Source organism: Streptomyces sp. NPDC088116 (assembly GCF_044741745.1).
Classification (GTDB): domain Bacteria; phylum Actinomycetota; class Actinomycetes; order Streptomycetales; family Streptomycetaceae; genus Streptomyces.
In genome coordinates, this window is the sequence record NZ_JBIUTF010000003.1 from 987,720 (window position 1) to 1,005,658 (window position 17,939).

Annotated in this window: 16 protein-coding genes; 9 read left to right on the forward strand and 7 right to left on the reverse strand. The window is 70.4% G+C overall.

What is annotated here, in order from left to right; all coding sequences use genetic code 11:
• Positions 1-107: 107 nt before the first annotated feature.
• The gene (locus ACIOJD_RS16585) at positions 108-749 is read left to right on the forward strand and encodes a DUF6230 family protein (protein ID WP_401913635.1); all 642 of its coding nucleotides are present in this window, start codon (positions 108-110) and stop codon (positions 747-749) included.
• Positions 750-751: 2 nt separating this feature from the next.
• The gene (locus ACIOJD_RS16590; RefSeq protein WP_401913637.1) at positions 752-1,195 is read left to right on the forward strand and encodes a DUF6114 domain-containing protein; all 444 of its coding nucleotides are present in this window, start codon (positions 752-754) and stop codon (positions 1,193-1,195) included.
• Here ACIOJD_RS16590 and ACIOJD_RS16595 read toward each other — a convergent pair.
• The 5 genes from ACIOJD_RS16595 to ACIOJD_RS16615 all read right to left on the reverse strand — a co-directional run bounded on the left by ACIOJD_RS16595 (position 1,110) and on the right by ACIOJD_RS16615 (position 6,864).
• A complete protein-coding gene (locus ACIOJD_RS16595; RefSeq protein ID WP_401913640.1) occupies positions 1,110-2,510 on the reverse strand; it encodes an acyltransferase family protein in 1,401 nt (466 codons plus the stop codon). The two genes, ACIOJD_RS16590 and ACIOJD_RS16595, sit on opposite strands and share 86 nt — an antisense overlap.
• Before the next feature lie 122 nt (positions 2,511-2,632).
• Positions 2,633-3,670: an iron-siderophore ABC transporter substrate-binding protein gene (locus tag ACIOJD_RS16600; RefSeq protein WP_401913642.1), complete on the reverse strand. Its 1,038-nt coding sequence runs from the start codon at positions 3,668-3,670 to the stop codon at positions 2,633-2,635.
• A 39-nt stretch (positions 3,671-3,709) separates the two neighbouring features.
• Positions 3,710-4,549 (reverse strand): ABC transporter ATP-binding protein, encoded by an 840-nt coding sequence (locus ACIOJD_RS16605; protein WP_401913644.1) that lies wholly within the window; start codon positions 4,547-4,549, stop codon positions 3,710-3,712.
• Positions 4,550-4,573: 24 nt separating this feature from the next.
• Positions 4,574-5,638, reverse strand: a complete 1,065-nt coding sequence (locus ACIOJD_RS16610) for a FecCD family ABC transporter permease (protein WP_401913935.1) — start codon at positions 5,636-5,638, stop codon at positions 4,574-4,576.
• A gap of 86 nt (positions 5,639-5,724) precedes the next feature.
• Complete coding sequence (locus ACIOJD_RS16615; RefSeq protein ID WP_401913646.1) at positions 5,725-6,864, reverse strand: FecCD family ABC transporter permease; 1,140 nt, start codon at positions 6,862-6,864, stop codon at positions 5,725-5,727.
• A 311-nt stretch (positions 6,865-7,175) separates the two neighbouring features.
• On the opposite strand from ACIOJD_RS16615, the gene ACIOJD_RS16620 reads away from it, so the two are divergent.
• Entirely contained in the window at positions 7,176-8,402 is a 1,227-nt protein-coding gene (locus tag ACIOJD_RS16620; RefSeq protein WP_401913649.1) for an alginate lyase family protein, read from the forward strand.
• Between the two features lie 86 nt (positions 8,403-8,488).
• The gene (locus ACIOJD_RS16625) at positions 8,489-10,240 is read left to right on the forward strand and encodes an RNA polymerase sigma factor (RefSeq protein ID WP_401913652.1); all 1,752 of its coding nucleotides are present in this window, start codon (positions 8,489-8,491) and stop codon (positions 10,238-10,240) included.
• A 181-nt stretch (positions 10,241-10,421) separates the two neighbouring features.
• Here the strand turns inward: ACIOJD_RS16625 and ACIOJD_RS16630 are convergent, their stop codons facing one another.
• A complete protein-coding gene (locus tag ACIOJD_RS16630) occupies positions 10,422-11,501 on the reverse strand; it encodes a LacI family DNA-binding transcriptional regulator (RefSeq protein ID WP_401913655.1) in 1,080 nt (359 codons plus the stop codon).
• A gap of 437 nt (positions 11,502-11,938) precedes the next feature.
• Between ACIOJD_RS16630 and ACIOJD_RS16635 the strand changes: the two genes are divergently transcribed.
• Together ACIOJD_RS16635 and ACIOJD_RS16640 are read left to right on the forward strand one after the other, a co-directional pair.
• The gene (locus ACIOJD_RS16635) at positions 11,939-12,913 is read left to right on the forward strand and encodes an aldo/keto reductase (protein ID WP_401913937.1); all 975 of its coding nucleotides are present in this window, start codon (positions 11,939-11,941) and stop codon (positions 12,911-12,913) included.
• Between the two features lie 320 nt (positions 12,914-13,233).
• Complete coding sequence (locus tag ACIOJD_RS16640) at positions 13,234-14,463, forward strand: alginate lyase family protein (protein ID WP_401913658.1); 1,230 nt, start codon at positions 13,234-13,236, stop codon at positions 14,461-14,463.
• A gap of 120 nt (positions 14,464-14,583) precedes the next feature.
• Here ACIOJD_RS16640 and ACIOJD_RS16645 read toward each other — a convergent pair whose 3' ends face one another.
• The gene (locus ACIOJD_RS16645) at positions 14,584-15,255 is read right to left on the reverse strand and encodes a hypothetical protein (protein WP_401913661.1); all 672 of its coding nucleotides are present in this window, start codon (positions 15,253-15,255) and stop codon (positions 14,584-14,586) included.
• 275 nt (positions 15,256-15,530) lie between these two features.
• Here ACIOJD_RS16645 and ACIOJD_RS16650 point away from each other — a divergent pair, with 275 nt between their 5' ends.
• The 3 genes from ACIOJD_RS16650 (at position 15,531) to ACIOJD_RS16660 (ending at position 17,561) form a co-directional block, all read left to right on the forward strand.
• Positions 15,531-16,736, forward strand: a complete 1,206-nt coding sequence (locus tag ACIOJD_RS16650; RefSeq protein ID WP_401913663.1) for a cytochrome P450 — start codon at positions 15,531-15,533, stop codon at positions 16,734-16,736.
• A gap of 23 nt (positions 16,737-16,759) precedes the next feature.
• Positions 16,760-16,957 carry a ferredoxin gene (locus ACIOJD_RS16655; RefSeq protein WP_401913665.1) on the forward strand — a complete coding sequence of 66 codons (198 nt, stop codon included), beginning with the start codon at positions 16,760-16,762 and terminating at the stop codon, positions 16,955-16,957.
• Positions 16,958-17,096: 139 nt separating this feature from the next.
• Positions 17,097-17,561: a hypothetical protein gene (locus ACIOJD_RS16660; protein WP_401913668.1), complete on the forward strand. Its 465-nt coding sequence runs from the start codon at positions 17,097-17,099 to the stop codon at positions 17,559-17,561.
• The last annotated feature ends 378 nt before the right edge of the window (positions 17,562-17,939 follow it).

Sequence of the window (17,939 nt, forward strand, 5' to 3'; positions counted from 1 at the left end):
CCGCGCCGGTGACACACCCCGAGGGACCCTGTCGGCGCCGGGAGCTGTCCGCGCCAGGACTTCGCCGCTCAAGCTCGTTCCGGTCACCACATCTTCAGGAGCAGCTCATGGCCACGTCCGAAGTCACCGGCGGTGAAACGCCGGAGACAACACTACGGCGGGGGAGAGTGCGGTTCCGCCGCGCCGCGCTCATGGGCGTACCCGCGCTCGCCGCGGCCGCCACTCTCGTGATCCTCACCGCGCAGGGCGCGATCGCCGCCCAGTTCGCCATCTCCGGCATGCCCTTCACCGTCACCGCGGACCGCATGGACGGCAAGGGCTTCGAGCAGTTCGGCGGCATGGACAACATGGCGGAGGGGAGTCCCAACGCCGGCGACACCGGCGGGCAGGTCCTCGTGGTGGTCTCCGCCATCAAGACCGCCAAACTGACCAAACTGTGCCAGAGCGTCGAACTCGGCGGCACCTACCTGCACATCACCGCGGGCGACAAGGGCACGCCCGTGACCGCGACCGATCTGACGACCGACTCGACCGTCCTCACGGGCGACACCGCGGACTTCGACAACATCGAGATCGGCGGGGACGCCAGCACCTTCGACAAGGCGGGCGTCAAGGGACCCCTGGGTGTCTTCGGCCAGCAGGCCGACACGGTCACCATCACCAAGCTGCGGCAGACCAACTGGGCGACCACGGCTGCCAAGTTCCGGCTGCCCAACCTCCACCTCGGCTTCAGTTCCAAGGGCTGCTGAGCGTGGATCCTCGCGAAACGGATCCCCCGGCCGGGACAGCCGTTCCGGCCGGGGGCCGCCGCCCCGTGCGCTCCTTCAGGGCCTGGCGCAGGCGCCGCCCCTTCTGGGGCGGACTTCTCCTGCTGCTCGGCGGCGGTGAGATCCTGCTCACCGAGCAGGCATCCATCTCGGTCGTCCTGCAAGCGGGCGCGGGAGGCATCGCGGCCTATCTGCTCCCGCTGGTGATGGCCGTGTGCGGACTCCTCGTACTGCTGAACCCCGCCCAGCGGCTGTTCTACTCGGTCGTCGGCGTCCTGGTCTCGCTGGGCACCTGGGTCACCTCCAACCTCGGCGGGTTCTTCGTCGGTCTGCTGCTCGGCCTCATCGGCAGTTCTCTGGCCTTCGGCTGGCTGCCCGACCAGGAGCCGCGCCACTGGAGGCGACGGTCACACCGCGAGACGGTGTGACACCTGGACCGTCCGGCTTCCGGCGCCGGGTCAGCGGTCGCTCGACGAGGTAGTGGGAGGCGAGGGCCGCGGCGAAACTGGCGGCGACGGTGGCGGGCCCGTGCCAGGCGGCGTCCACCCCCAGGTCGGAGATGAGCCGGCCGATCGGGTAATGCCACAGGTAGAGGCCGTAGCTGAGGTTCTGTCCGATCCAGACCAGCGGCGCCAGGGACAGCATCCGGGACATCCGGGCGCGCGGCCGCAGTTCCAGCGCGGCCACCACCGTGGCCGACAGGACGGCGGCCACCAGGAAACCGACGGTGTACCAGGGCATCGACCAGGCGCCGGACCCGGTCAGCGGCACCTGCCAGACGATCAGGGCCAGTACCGCGAGCGCGGGCCAGGCCAGCCGGCCCGACCACCGCGCCAGCGCGGCGAGCCGCCGGTCCTCGCTGTGCAGCCGGGCGACCACCACGGCCAGCAGCGCACCGACCAGCAGTTGGTCGGCGCGGGTGTCCATCCCGTTGTAGATACGGTGTGCCGCGCTCGGGCTCCACAGGACGAAGCGCCACACCAGGGGCAGCAGGCACAGCGCCGCCGTGCAGAGCAGCACGGTACGCGCCCCGACCCGGCGCAGGAGCAGCAGCAGAATCGGCGGCCAGAGCAGATAGAACTGCTCCTCCACGCTCAGCGACCAGGTGTGGGAGAGGAGCGAGGTGTCGCTGGAGTAGGCACCGGGCTGCGCCGCCCGGACGATGTTCATCAGGAACGTGGCGGACAGGACGACGGCCGCCCAGGCGTTGTCGAAGCCGGGCAGCCGGGTGGTGAGGGCCAGTACGGCGCACACGGCGCAGACGGCCAGCAGGGCCGGGACCAGCCGGAGCCAGCGTCGCCAGTAGAAACCGCGCAGGGCGACATCGCCGGTACGGGCGAACTCCGCCAGCAGCAGCCGGGTGATGACGAAGCCGCTGATGGTGAAGAAGACATCCACACCGAGGGAGCCACCCGGCAGCAGGTCCGGCTCCAGGTGGTAGACCATGACCAGCGCCACGGCCACCGCCCGCAGCCCGTCCACCCCCCGCACCCGTCGGCCGCGCAGCGCGGAGGGGAAACCTCGCCCGCCCCGGTCGGGGCGGCCTTCCCGGTACAGCCGCCCGCCCACGCGTACCGGGATGAGGTCCCACGCGAGAGAGGGCCGGACGCCTTCGCGACCGGCCCGTTGAGGCAGTTGCAGGGTGCTGCCGCCCGGTCTGTCCGGGCCGCTCGCGCTCTCCTCTTCCGTCGCTCCGGGCACCGCCGTCCCAGCTGTCGCTTCCGTCGTCCGAGTGCTGTCCATCTACAGCCCGTGCCCGCAAAGCGAACGGGCACGCGGGAGTTCATCGAATCCTCAGAAAGCGCGTACGTGCCCGACCCGGACGCACTGTACGGTTCGGCTTCGGCGGCGGCGCGGACGCGGTTCTACTTGAGCGGCTCCGCGAACAGCGGGACGACCTTCTCCAGCGCGTACGCCACCGAGAGCACCGAGTCCGTCGCGAAGGCCGAGCTGAGGTTCTCGTCGTCGAACACCACGGAGCGGCCGGCCTTGACGGACGGGACCGCCTTGTACAGGGGATCATCGCTGATCTTCTTGGCGTCGACCCCGATGGGGGCCATCACCGTCAGATCGGCGTCGAGCAGGTCGAGGTTCTCGCGGGAGACGGTGATGGAGAACGAGTCGTCGGCCTTGGCGTCGACAGCGGGGCTGTTCGTGAAACCGAGGCGTTCGACGAAGTCGACACGGCCCGTGCCGCGCACATAGGCGCCGAACGCGCTGCCGGTCCGGGAGCCCAAGGCGATCGTCTTGCCCTTGAACTCGGGGTGGGCCGCGACGGCGGCCGCGAACTTCTTCTCGGTCGCGGAGATGAGCCGCTTGCCCTTGTCGGCGACGCCGAGGGCGGCCGAGATCATCTCGGTCTGCTTCTCCCACGAGATCTTGTACTGATCGCCGCCCTTGGGGACGCCTATGGTGGGGGCGATCTTGCTCAGTGTGTCGTAACGCTCCTGCGCACCACTGGACTTGGTGTCCAGGATGAGATCGGGCTCGAGGGCCGCGATCTTCTCGAACTCGGGCTCCAGTGTGCCGATCATCTGCGGGCTCTTCTTGTAGAGGCCCTTGGCCCACGGGCCCGTCCCGTCGCCGCCGAACGCCAGCCAGTCGCTCGCTCCGACGGGCCGCACCCCCAGCGCCAGGGTGGCTTCCGCGTCGCCCCAGCCCAACGCGACGACACGCTTGGGCTGCTGCTTGACGGTCACGTCACCGAACTTGGTCGCGATCGTGACGGGGAACGCGCCCGACGCCGCGCCCGACGCGCTGTCCGGCGAGGTGTCGTCCGACGACGACGTACCGCAGGCGGTCAATCCCAGGACGAGGGCGGTGAGAACGGCCCACAACGCCACAGGGGCCGGACGCGAACGACGGACCGGGGCAGCGGAGTGAACAGAGGGAGCTGGAGACATTCTTCGCATTCGCATGTATTTAGGTTAGCCTAACCTGGGTTACTTCAAGGCTGCGGGGCTCCGCTCTTGCGGCGTCTCGCCGATGATGTGGTGACGACCGATGGGCACGATCATCGGAGTTCCCGAGGCGGGATCCTCGGTGACCGAGCACCGCATCCCGAACACGTCGGAGACCAGCTCCGCCGTCACGGTCTCCGTCGGAGCCCCCTGCGCCACGATCCGCCCGTCCTTCATGGCGATCAGGTGATCGGCGTAGCGGCAGGCCAGATTGAGGTCGTGCAGGACCACCACGGTGGTGGAGCCGTACTCACGGTTGAGGTCGGTCAGCAGGTCGAGTACGTCGAGCTGGTGGCTGATGTCGAGATACGTGGTCGGCTCGTCCAGCAGAAGGATGTCCGTACGCTGGGACAGCGCCATGGCGATCCACACCCGCTGCCGCTGGCCGCCCGACAGTTCGTCGACCGGCCGCGCCGCGAGCTCCAGCACATCGGTGGCCAACAGGGCCTGCGCCACCGCCGTGTCGTCCTCGGCCGTCCAGCGCCGGAACCATCCCTGGTGCGGATACCGGCCCCGGCCCACCAGATCGCTCACCGTGATGCCGTCGGGCGCCACCGGGCTCTGCGGCAGGATGCCGAGGACCGCGGCGACCTCTTTGGTCGGCATCTCCTGGATGCTCCTGCCGTCGAGGAGCACGCTCCCCGAGGAAGGCGCCAGCAGCCGGGCCATCGAGCGCAACAGGGTTGATTTCCCACAGGCGTTGGGGCCGACGATCATGGTGATCCGGCCCGGCGGTATGTCGACACTCAGCCCGCTGACGACCTCACGCCCGTCGTAGCCGAGCCGGAGGTCCCGCGCCTGGAGAGTGTGCTCCGCACTCATGTGCAGATCCTTCCGTTCCATCATTCATCCGCCCCTGCCCACCCGGTTCGCGCGGGCCAGAAGCCACAGCAGATACGGCGCACCGATCACACTCGTCACCACACCCACCGGGAACTGGGTGGACCCCAGCAGGTGCTGTGCGGCGAAGTCCGCGACGAGCACGATCAACGCCCCGGTCAGGGCGGCGGGCAGCAGCGAGGCGCCCCGGCGCGGTACGAGTCGCCGGGCGATCGGCGCGGACACGAACGCCACGAAGGCCACCGGACCGGCCGCGGCCGTCGCCACCCCGGTGAGCGTCACGGCGCAGGCGAGCAGGACCAGCCGACCGCGCTCCACCCGGCTGCCGAGCCCCACCGCCGTCTCGTCGCCCAGTTGCAGCGCGCGCAGGGAACGCGCCGCGAGGAATGTCAGCGGTACGAGCACCGCCATGGCTCCCACGAGCGGCCACAGCTGGTTCCAGGAACGGCCGTTGAGGCTTCCCGTCAGCCATGCCAGCGCGTTCTGCGCCACGGCCACGTCGGAGCTGGTCATCAGGTGCGAGATCATGCTGGACAGTGCCGCGCCGACGCCGATGCCGATCAGTACGAGCCGGTATCCGCTCACGCCTCCGCGCCACGCGAGCGAGTAGATCGCCGCGGCGGCCAGTACGGCCCCGAGCAGAGCGGCGGCCGAGAGCGCGTAGCCGCCGGCGCCGAAGGCCACACTGGCCAGGACCGCGGCGGCGCTGGCGCCCGAGCTGATACCGATCACATCGGGGCTGGCCAGCGGGTTGCGCAGCAAGGTCTGGAACACCATGCCCGAGAGGCCGAACGCGGCTCCGACGAAGATCCCGATCAGCGCCCGGGGCAGCCGCAGTTCGAGGATGACGAACCGTGAACCGGCGTCGCCTCCGCCGAACAGGGTGGCCACCACATCGGCCGCCGGGACGACCAGGTCTCCGAAGGCCAGGGTCGTGCACAGGGCGGCCAGTACGGCGGCCAGCAGCGCGACGGTGACGGCGGTGGAACGGGCCCGGCCGGCCCGGCGAACGCGGGCGACCTCCCGTACCGCGCCGGCCAGCCGGTCCTCCGGCGACCCGCCGGCCGCAATCCGGCCCTGCGGCGATCCGCCGTCGGGGCTCCGGTCCTCGCCGGTACGGCTCACGGCTTCCTGGGGCACCGGCCCTGCCAACTCCCTCACAGCTCAGCCAGGTTGCGACGACGCACCAGGACGATGAAAGGCACGGCGCCCACCACCGCGGTCACGATCCCGACCTGTACCTCGCCGGGCCGGCCGATGAACCGGCCCGCGACATCCGACACCAGGATCAGCGCGGGCGCCAGCAGCGCGCTGTACGGCAGGATCCATCGGTAGTCGGGGCCGGTGATCATCCGGGACGCGTGCGCGATGACGAGGCCCACGAAGCCGATGGGCCCGGCGATCGTGGTGGCCGCGCCGCACAGCAGCACCACGGCGGCGGCCGACAGCAGCCGGGCCACGCCCACCCGCTGCCCCAGCGCCCGCGCGATGTCGTCCCCCAGTGACAGGGCGTTGAGCTGCGGCCCCAGTGTGAGGGCGAACAGCACTCCCACCGCGATGAACGGCGCCGCCTGCCACAGCACTTCGGCATCCCGGCCGGACAGCGAGCCGACCTTCCAGAAGCGGAACCGGTCGAAGACCTCGCGGTCCGTCAGCAGGATCGCCGTGGTCAGCGAGGTGAGGACGGCGGTGGTCGCCGCCCCGGCCAGAGCGAGTTTCACGGGCGTGGCGCCCTCCCGGCCCAGCGAGCCGACGCTGTACACCAGTACGGCGGCGACGAGCGCGCCGATGAATCCGAACCAGATGTACTGGGACGGAGACGTGAAACCGAGTATCCCGATCCCGAACACGACGGCCACCGAGGCGCCCGAGTTGACCCCGAGGATGCCCGGGTCGGCCAGCGGGTTACGGGCGACCCCCTGCATGACCGCTCCGGCGAGCCCCAGGGCGGCTCCCGTCAGCAGGCCCGCGACCGTACGCGGAATACGCTCCTCCCGCACGACCAGTTGGGCCCTGTCGGACAGGTCCGGGTCGAACACCGCGCGCAGGACGTCGTTCACGGTGATGTGTTCTGAGCCGAACAGCAGGCTGGCCCAGCTCGCGGCGACGAGCACCAGCGCCGTCAGCAGCAGGCCCACGGCGAGCCGGGGACGACCGCGGGCCGGGCGGCGGGGCCCGTGTGCCGGCGGATCCGACGGCCCGTCCGTCAGCGTGCCCGTCCGGGACTGCGCGCTCACGCCCCGCCGGCTCTCGAATAGAGCGCGCCACCGTGCATCTGAACTGCCCTCACTGTGCATTTCCGCAAGCGGGTGCCCGCCGCACGGAGCCCTCTGTCTCTCGTAAGTAAGGGGAGCCTAACATCGCTGACCCGCTCTTCTGCCACCCCTGTTCAGGAGAAACCGTCGTACCGGACGGCGCGGCGGTGCGGGAACGGAACCGCCCACCCGGCCGATGGCGCGCGACGGTACGGACCCGCCGGACGGCCGGCCCGGGAGCGCCGAGGGCGCCCGAGGTTTTTTCCGCGAGGTTCCGAAGTTTTTGTTATCCGGCCCCGCCGCGCCACGTCTCCCAGAGGAACGCACACCCCACCGCGACAGGAGCGCACCTCATGGGCCGCGACAACAAGCACAGGATCAGCCGCCGCAGCATGCTCCAGATAGCCGGCGGACTGGCCGTGGCCGGAGCCGCGGGCGGCGTCACCGCCGCCATGACGGGAGACAGGGCCGACGCCGCGCCGACGACCTTCACCCACCCGGGCATGCTGCACGCCCACGGGGAACTCAACCGGGCCAAGGTCAGGGTCAAAGCGGGCTCCCAGCCCTGGACCGCGGGCTGGAACCGGCTCGTTGCCAACACCCACGCACAGAGCACCTGGACGCCACGGCCGACCGCCACGATCATCCGAGGCGGCGCCGGCCAGAACTACCCGCAGCTCTACAACGACATCCACGCCGCCTACCAGAACGCGCTGCGCTGGAGGACCGCCGGAACCACCGCACACGGAGACACCGCCCGGGACATCCTCAACGCCTGGTCGGCCACCCTCACCACACTGACCGGCAACGCCGACCGCTTCCTGGCCGCGGGCCTCTACGGCTACCAGTTCGCCAACGCCGCCGAGTTGATGCGCGACTACCCGGGCTTCGACCTGAAGCGCTTCCAGCGGATGCTGCTCGACGTCTTCTACCCGCTGAACGACCAGTTCCTCAAGGGACACAACGACGCCTGCGTCAGCAACTACTGGGCGAACTGGGACCTGTGCACCATGAACTCGATCCTGGCCATCGGCATCCTCTGCGACGACACCGCCACGTTCGACCAGGCCGTCGACTACTTCAAGAACGGCGAGGGAAACGGCTCCATCAAGAACGCCGTTCCCTTCCTCCACCCCGACGGCCTCGGCCAGTGGCAGGAGAGCGGACGGGACCAGGGCCACACCGTGATGGGCATCGGCCAGATGGGCGCCTTCTGCGAGATGGCCTGGAACCAGGGCGTCGATCTGTACGGGTACGACGACAACCGGTTCATGAAGGGCGCCGAATACGTCGCCAAGTACAACCTCGGCCACAGCGTGCCGTTCACCACCTACACCTGGGGCACCGGCACCAACTGCGCCCGCCGGGAGCAGACCGTCGTCTCCCCGGCCGGCCGCGGCCAGATCCGCCCGGTGTGGGAGCTGCTCCACAACCACTACGCCAAGCGCCGTCGGCTGTCCGTCCCCCACATCACGGCGAGCGCGGCGGCCGTGCGTCCCGAAGGGGGCGGCGGTGACTACGGCTCCACCAGCGGCGGCTTCGACCAACTCGGCTTCGGCACACTGCTCTGCTCCCGCTGAGCGTCCGCCGGATCTCCGTTGTCCGGACGGACCCTGACGTCTCCCGTCCGGCATGATCGACTGAGGGCACGAGGTACGGAGCAGGTGTGGACGACCGTCAACGGCGAAACAGGGTCAGCGCGGCGCGGGCCGGGGACCGGCAGGCTCTCGACGACCTCATATCGGAACATCTGCCCCTGATATACAACGTCGTGGGGCGTGCGCTGGTCGGCCACGCGGACGTCGACGACGTCGTACAGGAGACGATGCTCCGTGCCGTCGACGGCATCGAGGGACTCCGTGACCCCGGCAGCTTCCGGTCCTGGCTGGTGGCGATCGCCATGCGGCAGGTACGGGACCGGGCCCGCAGCCGGGCGACCGCGCTGGCGCGCAGCACCGAGCCGCTCACGGCGGAGCGCGAACCGGCCGACGCCGGCTCCGACTTCGTGGACCTCACCGTCCTGCGGCTCGGTCTGGACGGACAGCGCAAGGAGGTCGCCGAGGCCACCCGCTGGCTCGACGCCGACGACCGGGAACTGCTCGCGCTGTGGTGGCAGGAGGTCGCGGGGGAGCTGACTCGCCGCGAACTGGCCGAGACACAGGGGCTGACCAGGCAGCACGCCGCCGTCCGCGTACAGCGCATGAAGGCACAGCTGGAAACGGCGCGCGGGGTCGTCCGCGCGCTGGACGCCGATCCGCGCTGCCGGGGGCTGGCCGACCTGCTCCTCGGCTGGGACGGCCTGCCCGGCTCCGTATGGCGCAAGCGGATCGCCCGGCATCTGCGGGAGTGCTCCGCGTGCGGCGGCAGCCGGCCCGGACTGGTGCCCGCGGAACGGCTGCTGGTCGGGCTCGCCCTCGTACCGCTGCCGGCCGGATTCGCCCTGCACGCCCTGCCGGGGCTGCTCGGCGGGGGAGGGGCCGCCGCCATGTCACCGGTGGCCCTGGCCACCGACCCCGTCGGGTGGCCGACGCAGCTGGCACGGACCGTGCTGGACCTGATCACCAAACCGGCTGTCGCGGCGACCGCCGGAGTGACCCTGGTGGCCGGGGGCGCGTACGTGGTGCGGGACCACGACCGGCAGCCCCCGCAGGCCGCGCCCACGGCGACCCCCGTCCCCACTTCCGAGACCCGTACGCAATCTCCCGCACCCCGGCCGTCCTGGACGGCCGCCCCCTCACCGACCGCTTCCCCGTCACCGTCGCCCCGGCCCTCACCGCCGCCCGGGTACGGATCCACCGTGGACGCCGCGGACCCGGCACCCGATCCGCTCCGGGCCCCGGGCCCCTTGCCCCGCCGCCCCGAGAGCGGTATCCGCAGCTCGGCCGGTGCCAAGGCGGTGATGGTGCACAACGGCGACACGGTGACGCTCAGCGGCAGCGGATACTTCCTGGTCCGCTGGCAGATCATGCCCGGCCAACGCGCCGGCGCGCTCACCATGCCCACCTGGACCGGCCTGCGGGGAAAGCTCTTCCACGCCGCCTCGGGCGGCGGCAAACGGATGGACGACGAGCAGCCGGGCCAAGGGGCCGGCCCGCACACCGCGATGGGCAGCCCGGCCACCGGCTTCGCCGTCCTGCCCGCAGGCGCCCAGCAGATGTGGCAGAACGAGTACTTCTACGTCGACGGCTCCGTCACGCTCCACCAGAACGAGAGCCAGGCCGACTACAACCTCATCGTCATGCCGGCCTCCTGGGATTCGGTGACACAGGACATCCAGCAGCCACCGGGTCCGGGCGGCCCGCTGCGCCACGGACTGGTGCGCGACACCGGAACCGACACCGCGCCGGTCCCGCAGTACCTCACCCGCGCGAACCCGCCGAATCCCGGCGACGTCCCGCGGCAATCGAAGGTCGACTAGGTCCTGTCGGGCCGGCCCGGGGCGTCCGGGGCGGTGGATCGCAAGGCGCCGGGGCGTCCGCGGGGTGGTTTCCGGTGGGCGTTTCGGCAACGCGGCGAGGTGCGCGCCGGGCGTTGCGGGCGGTGCGCGCCGGCGTTCCGGGCCCGGCGAAGATCGACCGGACAGGACCCAGGTGTATTGATCAGGGCCTGGGCCGGCTTCGACCGGGCGGCGGGGCGGTGTCCCGTACGACGACATGGGTGCCCAGCATGATGTGCTGGGCACCGGTGTACCGGTCGCGGTCGAGCGCGAGGCGGACCGCGGTGCGCCCCAGTTCCTCCTGCGGCACATGCACCGTGGTGAGGGCGGGAAAGAGGTCGGAGGCGAGCGGGATGTCGTCGTACCCCACGAGCGCCACGTCCTCGGGGACCCGCAGCCCCGCCGCGCGCAGTCCGTGCAGGGCTCCGGCCGCCACGACATCGGTGGCCGCCATGACCGCGGTGAACCCGGCCTCGCGGCCGAGGAGTTCACGTACCGCCCGGCGACCGTACTCCCGGCTGAACTCTCCCGGCAGAATCAGCGCCGGATCGGGCAGGAGTCCGTACGCCTGGTGGGCCCGGGTGAAGCCGTTGAGGCGCTGACTGCTCGTCACCAGCCCCTTAACCGCGCCGAGATAGGCGATCCGGCGGTGGCCGGAGGCCAGCAGATGGCTGGTCGCCGCGTACGCCCCGCCCTCGTTGTCGTACTCCACGACGGTGGCGGGGGCGTCGACGGCGGCCAGCGGCGGCCGGCCGACCAGCACCAGCCGCGACCCCGCGCGGTCCAACGCACGGGCGTAGTGGGCCAGCCGCCCCTCGTACTCCTCGTTCTCCCACGCCCCGCCGACGACGATGACGGCGTCGGCGTTCTGCTCCCGCATGAGCTCGATGATCAGGAACACCTGGTCCGGCTCGGCGTCCGTCGTGCAGAGCATGCACAGCCGGCCCTCGGCCTTGGCCTGCTGCTCGACACCGCGCGCGATATGGGCGTAGAAGGCGCCGGTGACATCGTCGACCAGGAAGGCGACCGACTTGGTGGCTCCTCCCGACAGCGCCCTGGCCTGGGCGTTGACGACGTAGTCGAGTTCGCGCATCGCGCGCAGCACCCTGGTCCGGGTCGCGGAGGCCACCGGGTACGTGCCGCCGAGAACCCGGGAGACGGTCGCGGGGGACACTCCCGCGCGTGCGGCGACATCCCGTACCGTCGCGCGTTCCGCGTTGTCGGATGTCAGTTTCCTGCCCAAATCAGCTACTCTCCCGCGCCACGCACCCGACAGTGCGCCCACGATAGCGCCAGGCGCGGCACGTCAGCCGGTCGCGGCGGGCGCGAGGGGAGGGAGGGCGCCTGCCGAACGGCGCACCTCGGTACGGTCCGAGGCCACCGCCGCGCGGGACTCCCCAGGGGGCCCGCGCTCGCGTCGACTCCAGGGTTTTATCCGCTGGTACGACACCAGTACCCCCACTAGTATCTGCGGGTCACGCACACGGAAGGGCGGGGGCACGGGTGCCGGGGATCGTACGCACGCACAACGGCGACGTCCGGGAACGGCTCGACAACGACCCGGACACCGACTCATCCTCGCGCCCGCGTCGACGCGGCGGCGCCCGGCCTTGACAACGAAAGCAGGAGAGTACGTTGAAGAAACCGCCCTATCTCGCCGCCGACCGTCGCTACGCCGATATGCGGTACGAGCGCAGCGGCCGCAGCGGAGTGCGGCTGCCGGTGGTCTCCCTCGGCCTGTGGCACAACTTCGGTGACACCGCTCCGCTGGAGAACCAGCGAGCGGTGCTGCGCCACGCCTTCGACCGGGGCATCACCCACTTCGATCTCGCCAACAACTACGGCCCGCCGTACGGCGGCGCCGAGGCGAACTTCGGCACGCTCTACACACAGGACTTCCGTCCGTACCGCGACGAGCTGTTCATCTCGACCAAGGCGGGCAACGACATGTGGCCCGGCCCGTACGGTGAGTTCGGCTCGCGGAAGCATATGCTGGCCGGCCTCGACCAGTCGCTGGCCCGGATGGCCCTCGACTACGTCGATGTCTTCTACTCCCACCGCTACGACCCCGACACTCCGCTGGAAGAGACGATGGGGGCGCTGGACTCGTCCGTACGGCAGGGCAAGGCCCTGTACGCCGGTCTCTCCAACTACCCGCCGGAGCAGATGCGGCAGGCGGCCGAGATCCTCAAGGGCCTCGGTACGCCGCTGCTGATCAACCAGCACGCGTACAACATGCTGAACCGCGAGATCGAGCACAACGGCCTGATCGCCGCCTCCGCCGGGGTGGGGGCCGGAGTCATCGCGTACTCACCGCTCGCCCAGGGGCAGTTGACGGATCGTTACCTCAACGGGGTGCCCGCCGACTCGCGGATGGCCGTCGGCCACTTCCTCAAGCGGGACGAGCTCAGCGACGAGAAGCTCACGCTGCTGCACGCCCTGAACAAGGCGGCGGGGGAGCGCGGCCAGACGCTGGCCCAGCTGGCGCTGGGCTGGGTGCTGCGCGACGCGCGTGTCACCTCGGTGGTCGTCGGCGCCAGCAGTGTCGGGCAGCTGGAGCAGAACCTCGAGGTGCTGGACGCGGCGCCACTCGAAGAGCAGGAACTCGCCCGTATCGAGGGCCTGTTGGCCGACTTCGAGGCATCCCTGGCATAGTTCCGGGCACGGGCGGTGGCGACGAGAGACCCGCCGAGCCCGACGTCCGCTCCGGTGGCCCTTCCGCATGTGACATCCGTGCGGGAGGGCCACCGTCGTGTGTGCCGCGAACGGGCAGGCGAAATTCTCGGATTCGGTGTCCGCCGGAGACAGCGCGCTGATGTCCGGGCATCATGGATACCGGTTTCTATCCCCCCACGGCGCGCACCCGGGACACCGTCCAGCCGCACAGGGACGGCGGCCGTTCTCCCGGCAAGCGACCGCGCGCTCTCGATGGATCCGAGTCCTCGGACACCCGCCCGATCGGAGAGAAGATCTCAATGAGCCGCAGCAGTGCACACGGAACGAGCCGTCGCGCGATACTGAAGGCCGCGTCAGGAGTCGCCCTGGCAGGGACGGTGGGCTCACTCGCCACGGCCGCCCTCGGCGGTTCTGCCCAAGCCGCCCCCGCCGTCTTCACGCACCCCGGCATGCTGAACGCCTTCGGTGAACTCAACCGGGCGAAGGTACGGGTCGCCGCCGGGAACGACCCCTGGCTGGCCGGCTGGAACCGGCTGACCGCCAACTCGCACGCACAATCGGGATGGAGGGCCAGGCCCCAGGCCACGGTCGTCCGCGGCGGCACCGGCGAGAACTACGGAACCCTGTACAACGACATCCACGCCGCCTACCAGAACGCGCTGCGCTGGAAGATCGGCGGGACCGGCGCACACGGTGACACGGCCCGGGACATCCTCAACGCCTGGTCGGCCACCCTCACCATGGTCACCGGCAACGCCGACCGGTTCCTCGCGGCCGGGATCTACGGCTGGCAGTTCGCCCAGGCCGCCGAACTGATGCGCGGCTACTCCGGGTTCGACCTCGACCGCTTCCGGCGGATGATGGTGAACGTGTTCTACCCGCTCAACAACCAGTTCCTCAACCAGCACAACGACGCCTGTATCACCAACTACTGGGCCAACTGGGACCTGTGCAACATGGCCTCGATCATGGCCATCGGCATTCTCGGCGACGACGGCGCCAAGTACGACCAGGCCGTCGACTACTTCAAGAACGGCGCGGGCAACGGCGCGATCCGGAAGGCGATCCCGTTCGTCTACGACGACCAGGGACTTGCCCAGTGGCAGGAGTCCGGCCGGGACCAGGGGCACACCATGATGGGCATGGGCCAGCTGGGCGCGATCTGCGAGATGGCCTGGAACCAGGGTGACGACCTGTACGGCTACGACGGCAACCGCTTCATGAAGGCCGCCCAGTACGTCGCCACGTACAACCTCGGCCAGGACGTCCCGTTCACCAAGTACACCTGGGGCAGCGGCCAGAACTGCGCGTACAACGAACACACCGCCCTCTCCTCCGCGAGCCGGGGCCAGACACGGCCTGTATGGGACATGCTGCACTACCACTACGCGCGCCGCCGCGGCCTGTCCGTCCCGTACATCACCGCCATGGCCGAACTCGGCCGTCCCGAGGGCGGCGGCGGGGACTACGGTTCGACCAGCGGCGGCTTCGACCAACTGGGCTACGGCACGCTGCTGTACGCCAAGTAGCCGGACGGCGCCGTGCGGGGGCGCCGGAGCGCGGAACTCCCCGGCCCCCGCATGCCATCCGGAGCCCGGGGCACACCTCGACAGCGGCCGGTCAACTCCCTCCAGCAGGAAGGGCGTTGTTCAGAGCACGTCCGCCAGCGGGCCCCGCAACCGTTCCCGGACGTGCAGCGCTGTCCGCGCGGCATCGCGCCCGCCGACGTCCACGACCACCACGTTCCACGGTGTCGTCGCCAGCAGACGCAGGCTCAGCTCCGTTTCGCGGCGCAGATGGTCGGCCGCCGACGCCAGATCCGTGACGGTATATGTCCCGGGGGAGCCGCTCAGCCTGCCGACGTACCAGTCCGCCCACGACGGGCCTTCCCGCTCGACCGCGCGGCGCAGCGCGGTCTCCGGGTCGTCCCGCAGATACACCACGGTCACCCGGGTCGGCTCGACGGCCTCCGCCACCTCGTGTACGACCCGGGCGATCGCCGTTTCGTCGTGTCCCCAGGCCATCAGGGACGGGATGTACGGCAGCAGGGCGTCCGCCACCACCACATCCACACCGTCCGCACGGGTCTGTTCGGCGTAGATCCGGGTGGCGTCCACCAGCGTCCGGGGCCGCACACTGCCACTGCCGCCCGAGAACTCCCCGGCCACGGCGCGGAATGCGGCACGGGTGAGGATGTCCGCCTCCCGGAAGTGGTCGACGAGGGCCCCGCTCTCGCCGATCCAGCGCGCCAGCTCGTCGCAGAGGGTCGACTTGCCCACGCCAGGACTGCTGCCCACCACGGAGATCAAATGTTGTGACATGGGAACAGCCTCGCACGGGGCGAGGGCTGTCCGGGCCGGTGAGGCGGGACCGTAACGGCAAACGCCACGCACGCGTGTGCGGGCGGCAGCGGTCGGCATTCAGCCAATGTGGAATCGTCCCTTGTCTCCCCTTCCATCCCCACGCAGAGCGAGTTAGCGTGACGGTGAGTTAATTGCTTTTGTTAGGTAACTCGTGTGCCCAGCCACTCCCGTCCGCCCGGCTGGCCCTCTCCCGTGGAACCTCGCCCGCCGTCAAGCGCGAAGGAGACCCTCCGGTGACCGTCACCGAACACACCCCGCACCTCAACGCGCCCGCCACTCGCGGCAGTTGCCCCTTCGCCCCGCCGCCTGCCTACGAGCAGGCACGCGAGGAGTCCCCCATCACCCGGGTGACGCTGTGGGACGGCTCCCAGTGCTGGCTGATCACCCGTTACGAGGACGTCCGGGCGGTCCTGGGTGATGCGAGGATCAGTTCCGACGCCACCCGGCCCGGATTCCCCTTCCTCAGCGCCGGCCGCAAGAAGGTCGCGGCGCTTTCGGGGCCGGGCAGCTTCATCAGGATGGACGACCCGGCCCATGCCCGGCTGCGCCGCATGCTCACCGCCGACTTCATGGTCAAGAGGATCGAAGCGATGCGCCCCGAGATCCAGCGCATCACCGACGACCTGCTGGACCGTATGACCGAGGGCCGCAGCTCAGCGGACCTGGTGTCGGAGTTCGCGCTGCCGCTGCCGTCCCTGGTGATCTGCCGGTTGCTGGGCGTGCCCTACGAGGACCACGCGTACTTCCAGGCGCGCAGCCAGGTCCTGTTGGACGAGCGTTCGGCGCCGGAGGAGATGAGCGAGGCCATGGACGACCTCGGCGAGTATCTCAGCCGGCTGGCGAAGGAGAAGGAACGCGAACCGGACGACGGCATCATCGGCCGGCTGATGGCCCGGGGTGAGCTCAGCGCCGCCGACGCGGCTTCCATGGGGCGGCTGTTGCTGATCGCCGGACATGAGACCACCGCGAACATGACCGCCCTGTCGGTGCTCAGCCTGCTGCGCGAACCGGACCAGCTGGCCCGGCTGCGGGAAGACCCCTCGCTGATCAAGGGCGCGGTGGAGGAACTGCTGCGCTACCTGAGCATCGTGCACACCGGGCTGCCCCGCGCGGTCACCGAGGACATCACCGTGGGCGGCCGGACCATCCGCGCGGGGGAGGGGGTGCTGTGCGTCATCAACGTGGCCAACCGGGACGAGGACGTCTTCCCCGCCGGGGCGGACCTCGACGTGGAACGCGACGCGCGCCGCCACGTCGCGTTCGGCTTCGGCGTCCATCAGTGTCTCGGCCAGCCCCTCGCCCGTGTCGAGCTGCAAGTGGCCCTGGAAACAGTCATCCGCCGCCTGCCGGAGCTGCGGCTCACCGTGCCCTTCGAGGACATCCGTTTCCGGGACGACATGCTCGTGTACGGAGTCCACGCGCTCCCGGTGGCCTGGTGACCGCCGACGAGGGGAGGGGAATCGTGCGCGTCGACCTGGATCAGGACAAGTGCTGTGGAGCGGGCCAGTGCGTCCTCACGGCCCCCGAGGTGTTCGATCAGCGCGACGACGACGGAATCGCGTTCGTCCTCACCGAGCGGCCGCCGGCCGCACTGCACGAGCGGGTACGGGAGGCCGCGCTCCTCTGCCCGGCGGGCGCGATCCAACTGGCGCCGCAGTGAGCCGAATCCGTCGGACACCCCGCTGACGGCGCCTCAACCGCCCAGGCCCGGTACGCCCCCGGACATCGCCGGGCCGTACCGGGCCCGCGCCGTCGGCCGCCCCGCCGCGCCCGGTGAGACGATTGGCCCGGGAGGCATCATGAGTGATGAAGAAGGCGACCACGACGTACCGCGCCTGCGGCTCAACCTCTACATCGAAACGCTCAAGGCCCGTATGCCGGCGGCCCAGTACACGCTCCTCATGGACATCATCCGCATGTGGGCCGAGCACGGCGGCGGCACGATCCGCGTGCGGATGGACGATGACGAGAAGGAGTTGTTCACCACCGAGGTGAAGCGCGAGATGCTCACGCTCATGGGGCTGATCGGAGCCCTGGAGCCCGGCCACGAAGACCGGGCCGACCACGTCGTCGCCGACCTGGGCGACGGTGAACACACCAGCGGGGCGCTGACGCTGGTGCCCGCCGACGTGGCCGCCGACCCCGAGCGGCTGCGCGCGATGCGTGAACAGCTCGACGCGCGGGCGGGCCGGCGCGACAGCGACACGGCAGAGGTCGAAGCCATCGCGCGGGCCAGCGGAATGCTGCCCGACAGCGAGACCTGAGCGGGCCATTCGGGAAACCCCTGAACTGCTGCGCCCTCATGAGGTAATGCACCGCTCGGCACTTATGAGGGTCCGCGCTCGGCACTTATGAGGTTCCGCACCGCTCGCCGGCCCGGCCCACCGGTCGCCGCACATCAAAGGGAACCTCAACAGACGGTAAATCCCGGACAGGGCCGCCCAGGAACGCCTTCCGGGGAATTTCCGCGCGCGCATTCCGGGACCGTGGAGCAGTCGCCGGAACACCTCGGCGACCAGCCCTGACGGCTGACCGATCCAGGGCGGGGAATAGCGCAATCCCGCCTGGGTATGCGAACCGCCGGCCGGGACCGACACGCGGTTCCCGGCACTGTTCACGTCGATATGGATCAGGCAGGGGAA

Bases quoted from the DNA above. Each gene is read 5' to 3' on its own strand.
- ACIOJD_RS16635 (WP_401913937.1), top strand. From the start codon at position 11,939: ATGCGGTACGAGCGCAGCGGCCGCAGCGGAGTGCGGCTGCCGGTGGTC.
- ACIOJD_RS16605 (WP_401913644.1), bottom strand. From the start codon at position 4,549: ATGAGTGCGGAGCACACTCTCCAGGCGCGGGACCTCCGGCTCGGCTAC.
- ACIOJD_RS16620 (WP_401913649.1), top strand. From the start codon at position 7,176: ATGGGCCGCGACAACAAGCACAGGATCAGCCGCCGCAGCATGCTCCAG.
- ACIOJD_RS16600 (WP_401913642.1), bottom strand. From the start codon at position 3,670: ATGTCTCCAGCTCCCTCTGTTCACTCCGCTGCCCCGGTCCGTCGTTCG.
- ACIOJD_RS16660 (WP_401913668.1), top strand. From the start codon at position 17,097: ATGAGTGATGAAGAAGGCGACCACGACGTACCGCGCCTGCGGCTCAAC.
- ACIOJD_RS16615 (WP_401913646.1), bottom strand. From the start codon at position 6,864: ATGCACAGTGAGGGCAGTTCAGATGCACGGTGGCGCGCTCTATTCGAG.
- ACIOJD_RS16585 (WP_401913635.1), top strand. From the start codon at position 108: ATGGCCACGTCCGAAGTCACCGGCGGTGAAACGCCGGAGACAACACTA.
- ACIOJD_RS16640 (WP_401913658.1), top strand. From the start codon at position 13,234: ATGAGCCGCAGCAGTGCACACGGAACGAGCCGTCGCGCGATACTGAAG.
- ACIOJD_RS16645 (WP_401913661.1), bottom strand. From the start codon at position 15,255: ATGTCACAACATTTGATCTCCGTGGTGGGCAGCAGTCCTGGCGTGGGC.
- ACIOJD_RS16595 (WP_401913640.1), bottom strand. From the start codon at position 2,510: ATGGACAGCACTCGGACGACGGAAGCGACAGCTGGGACGGCGGTGCCC.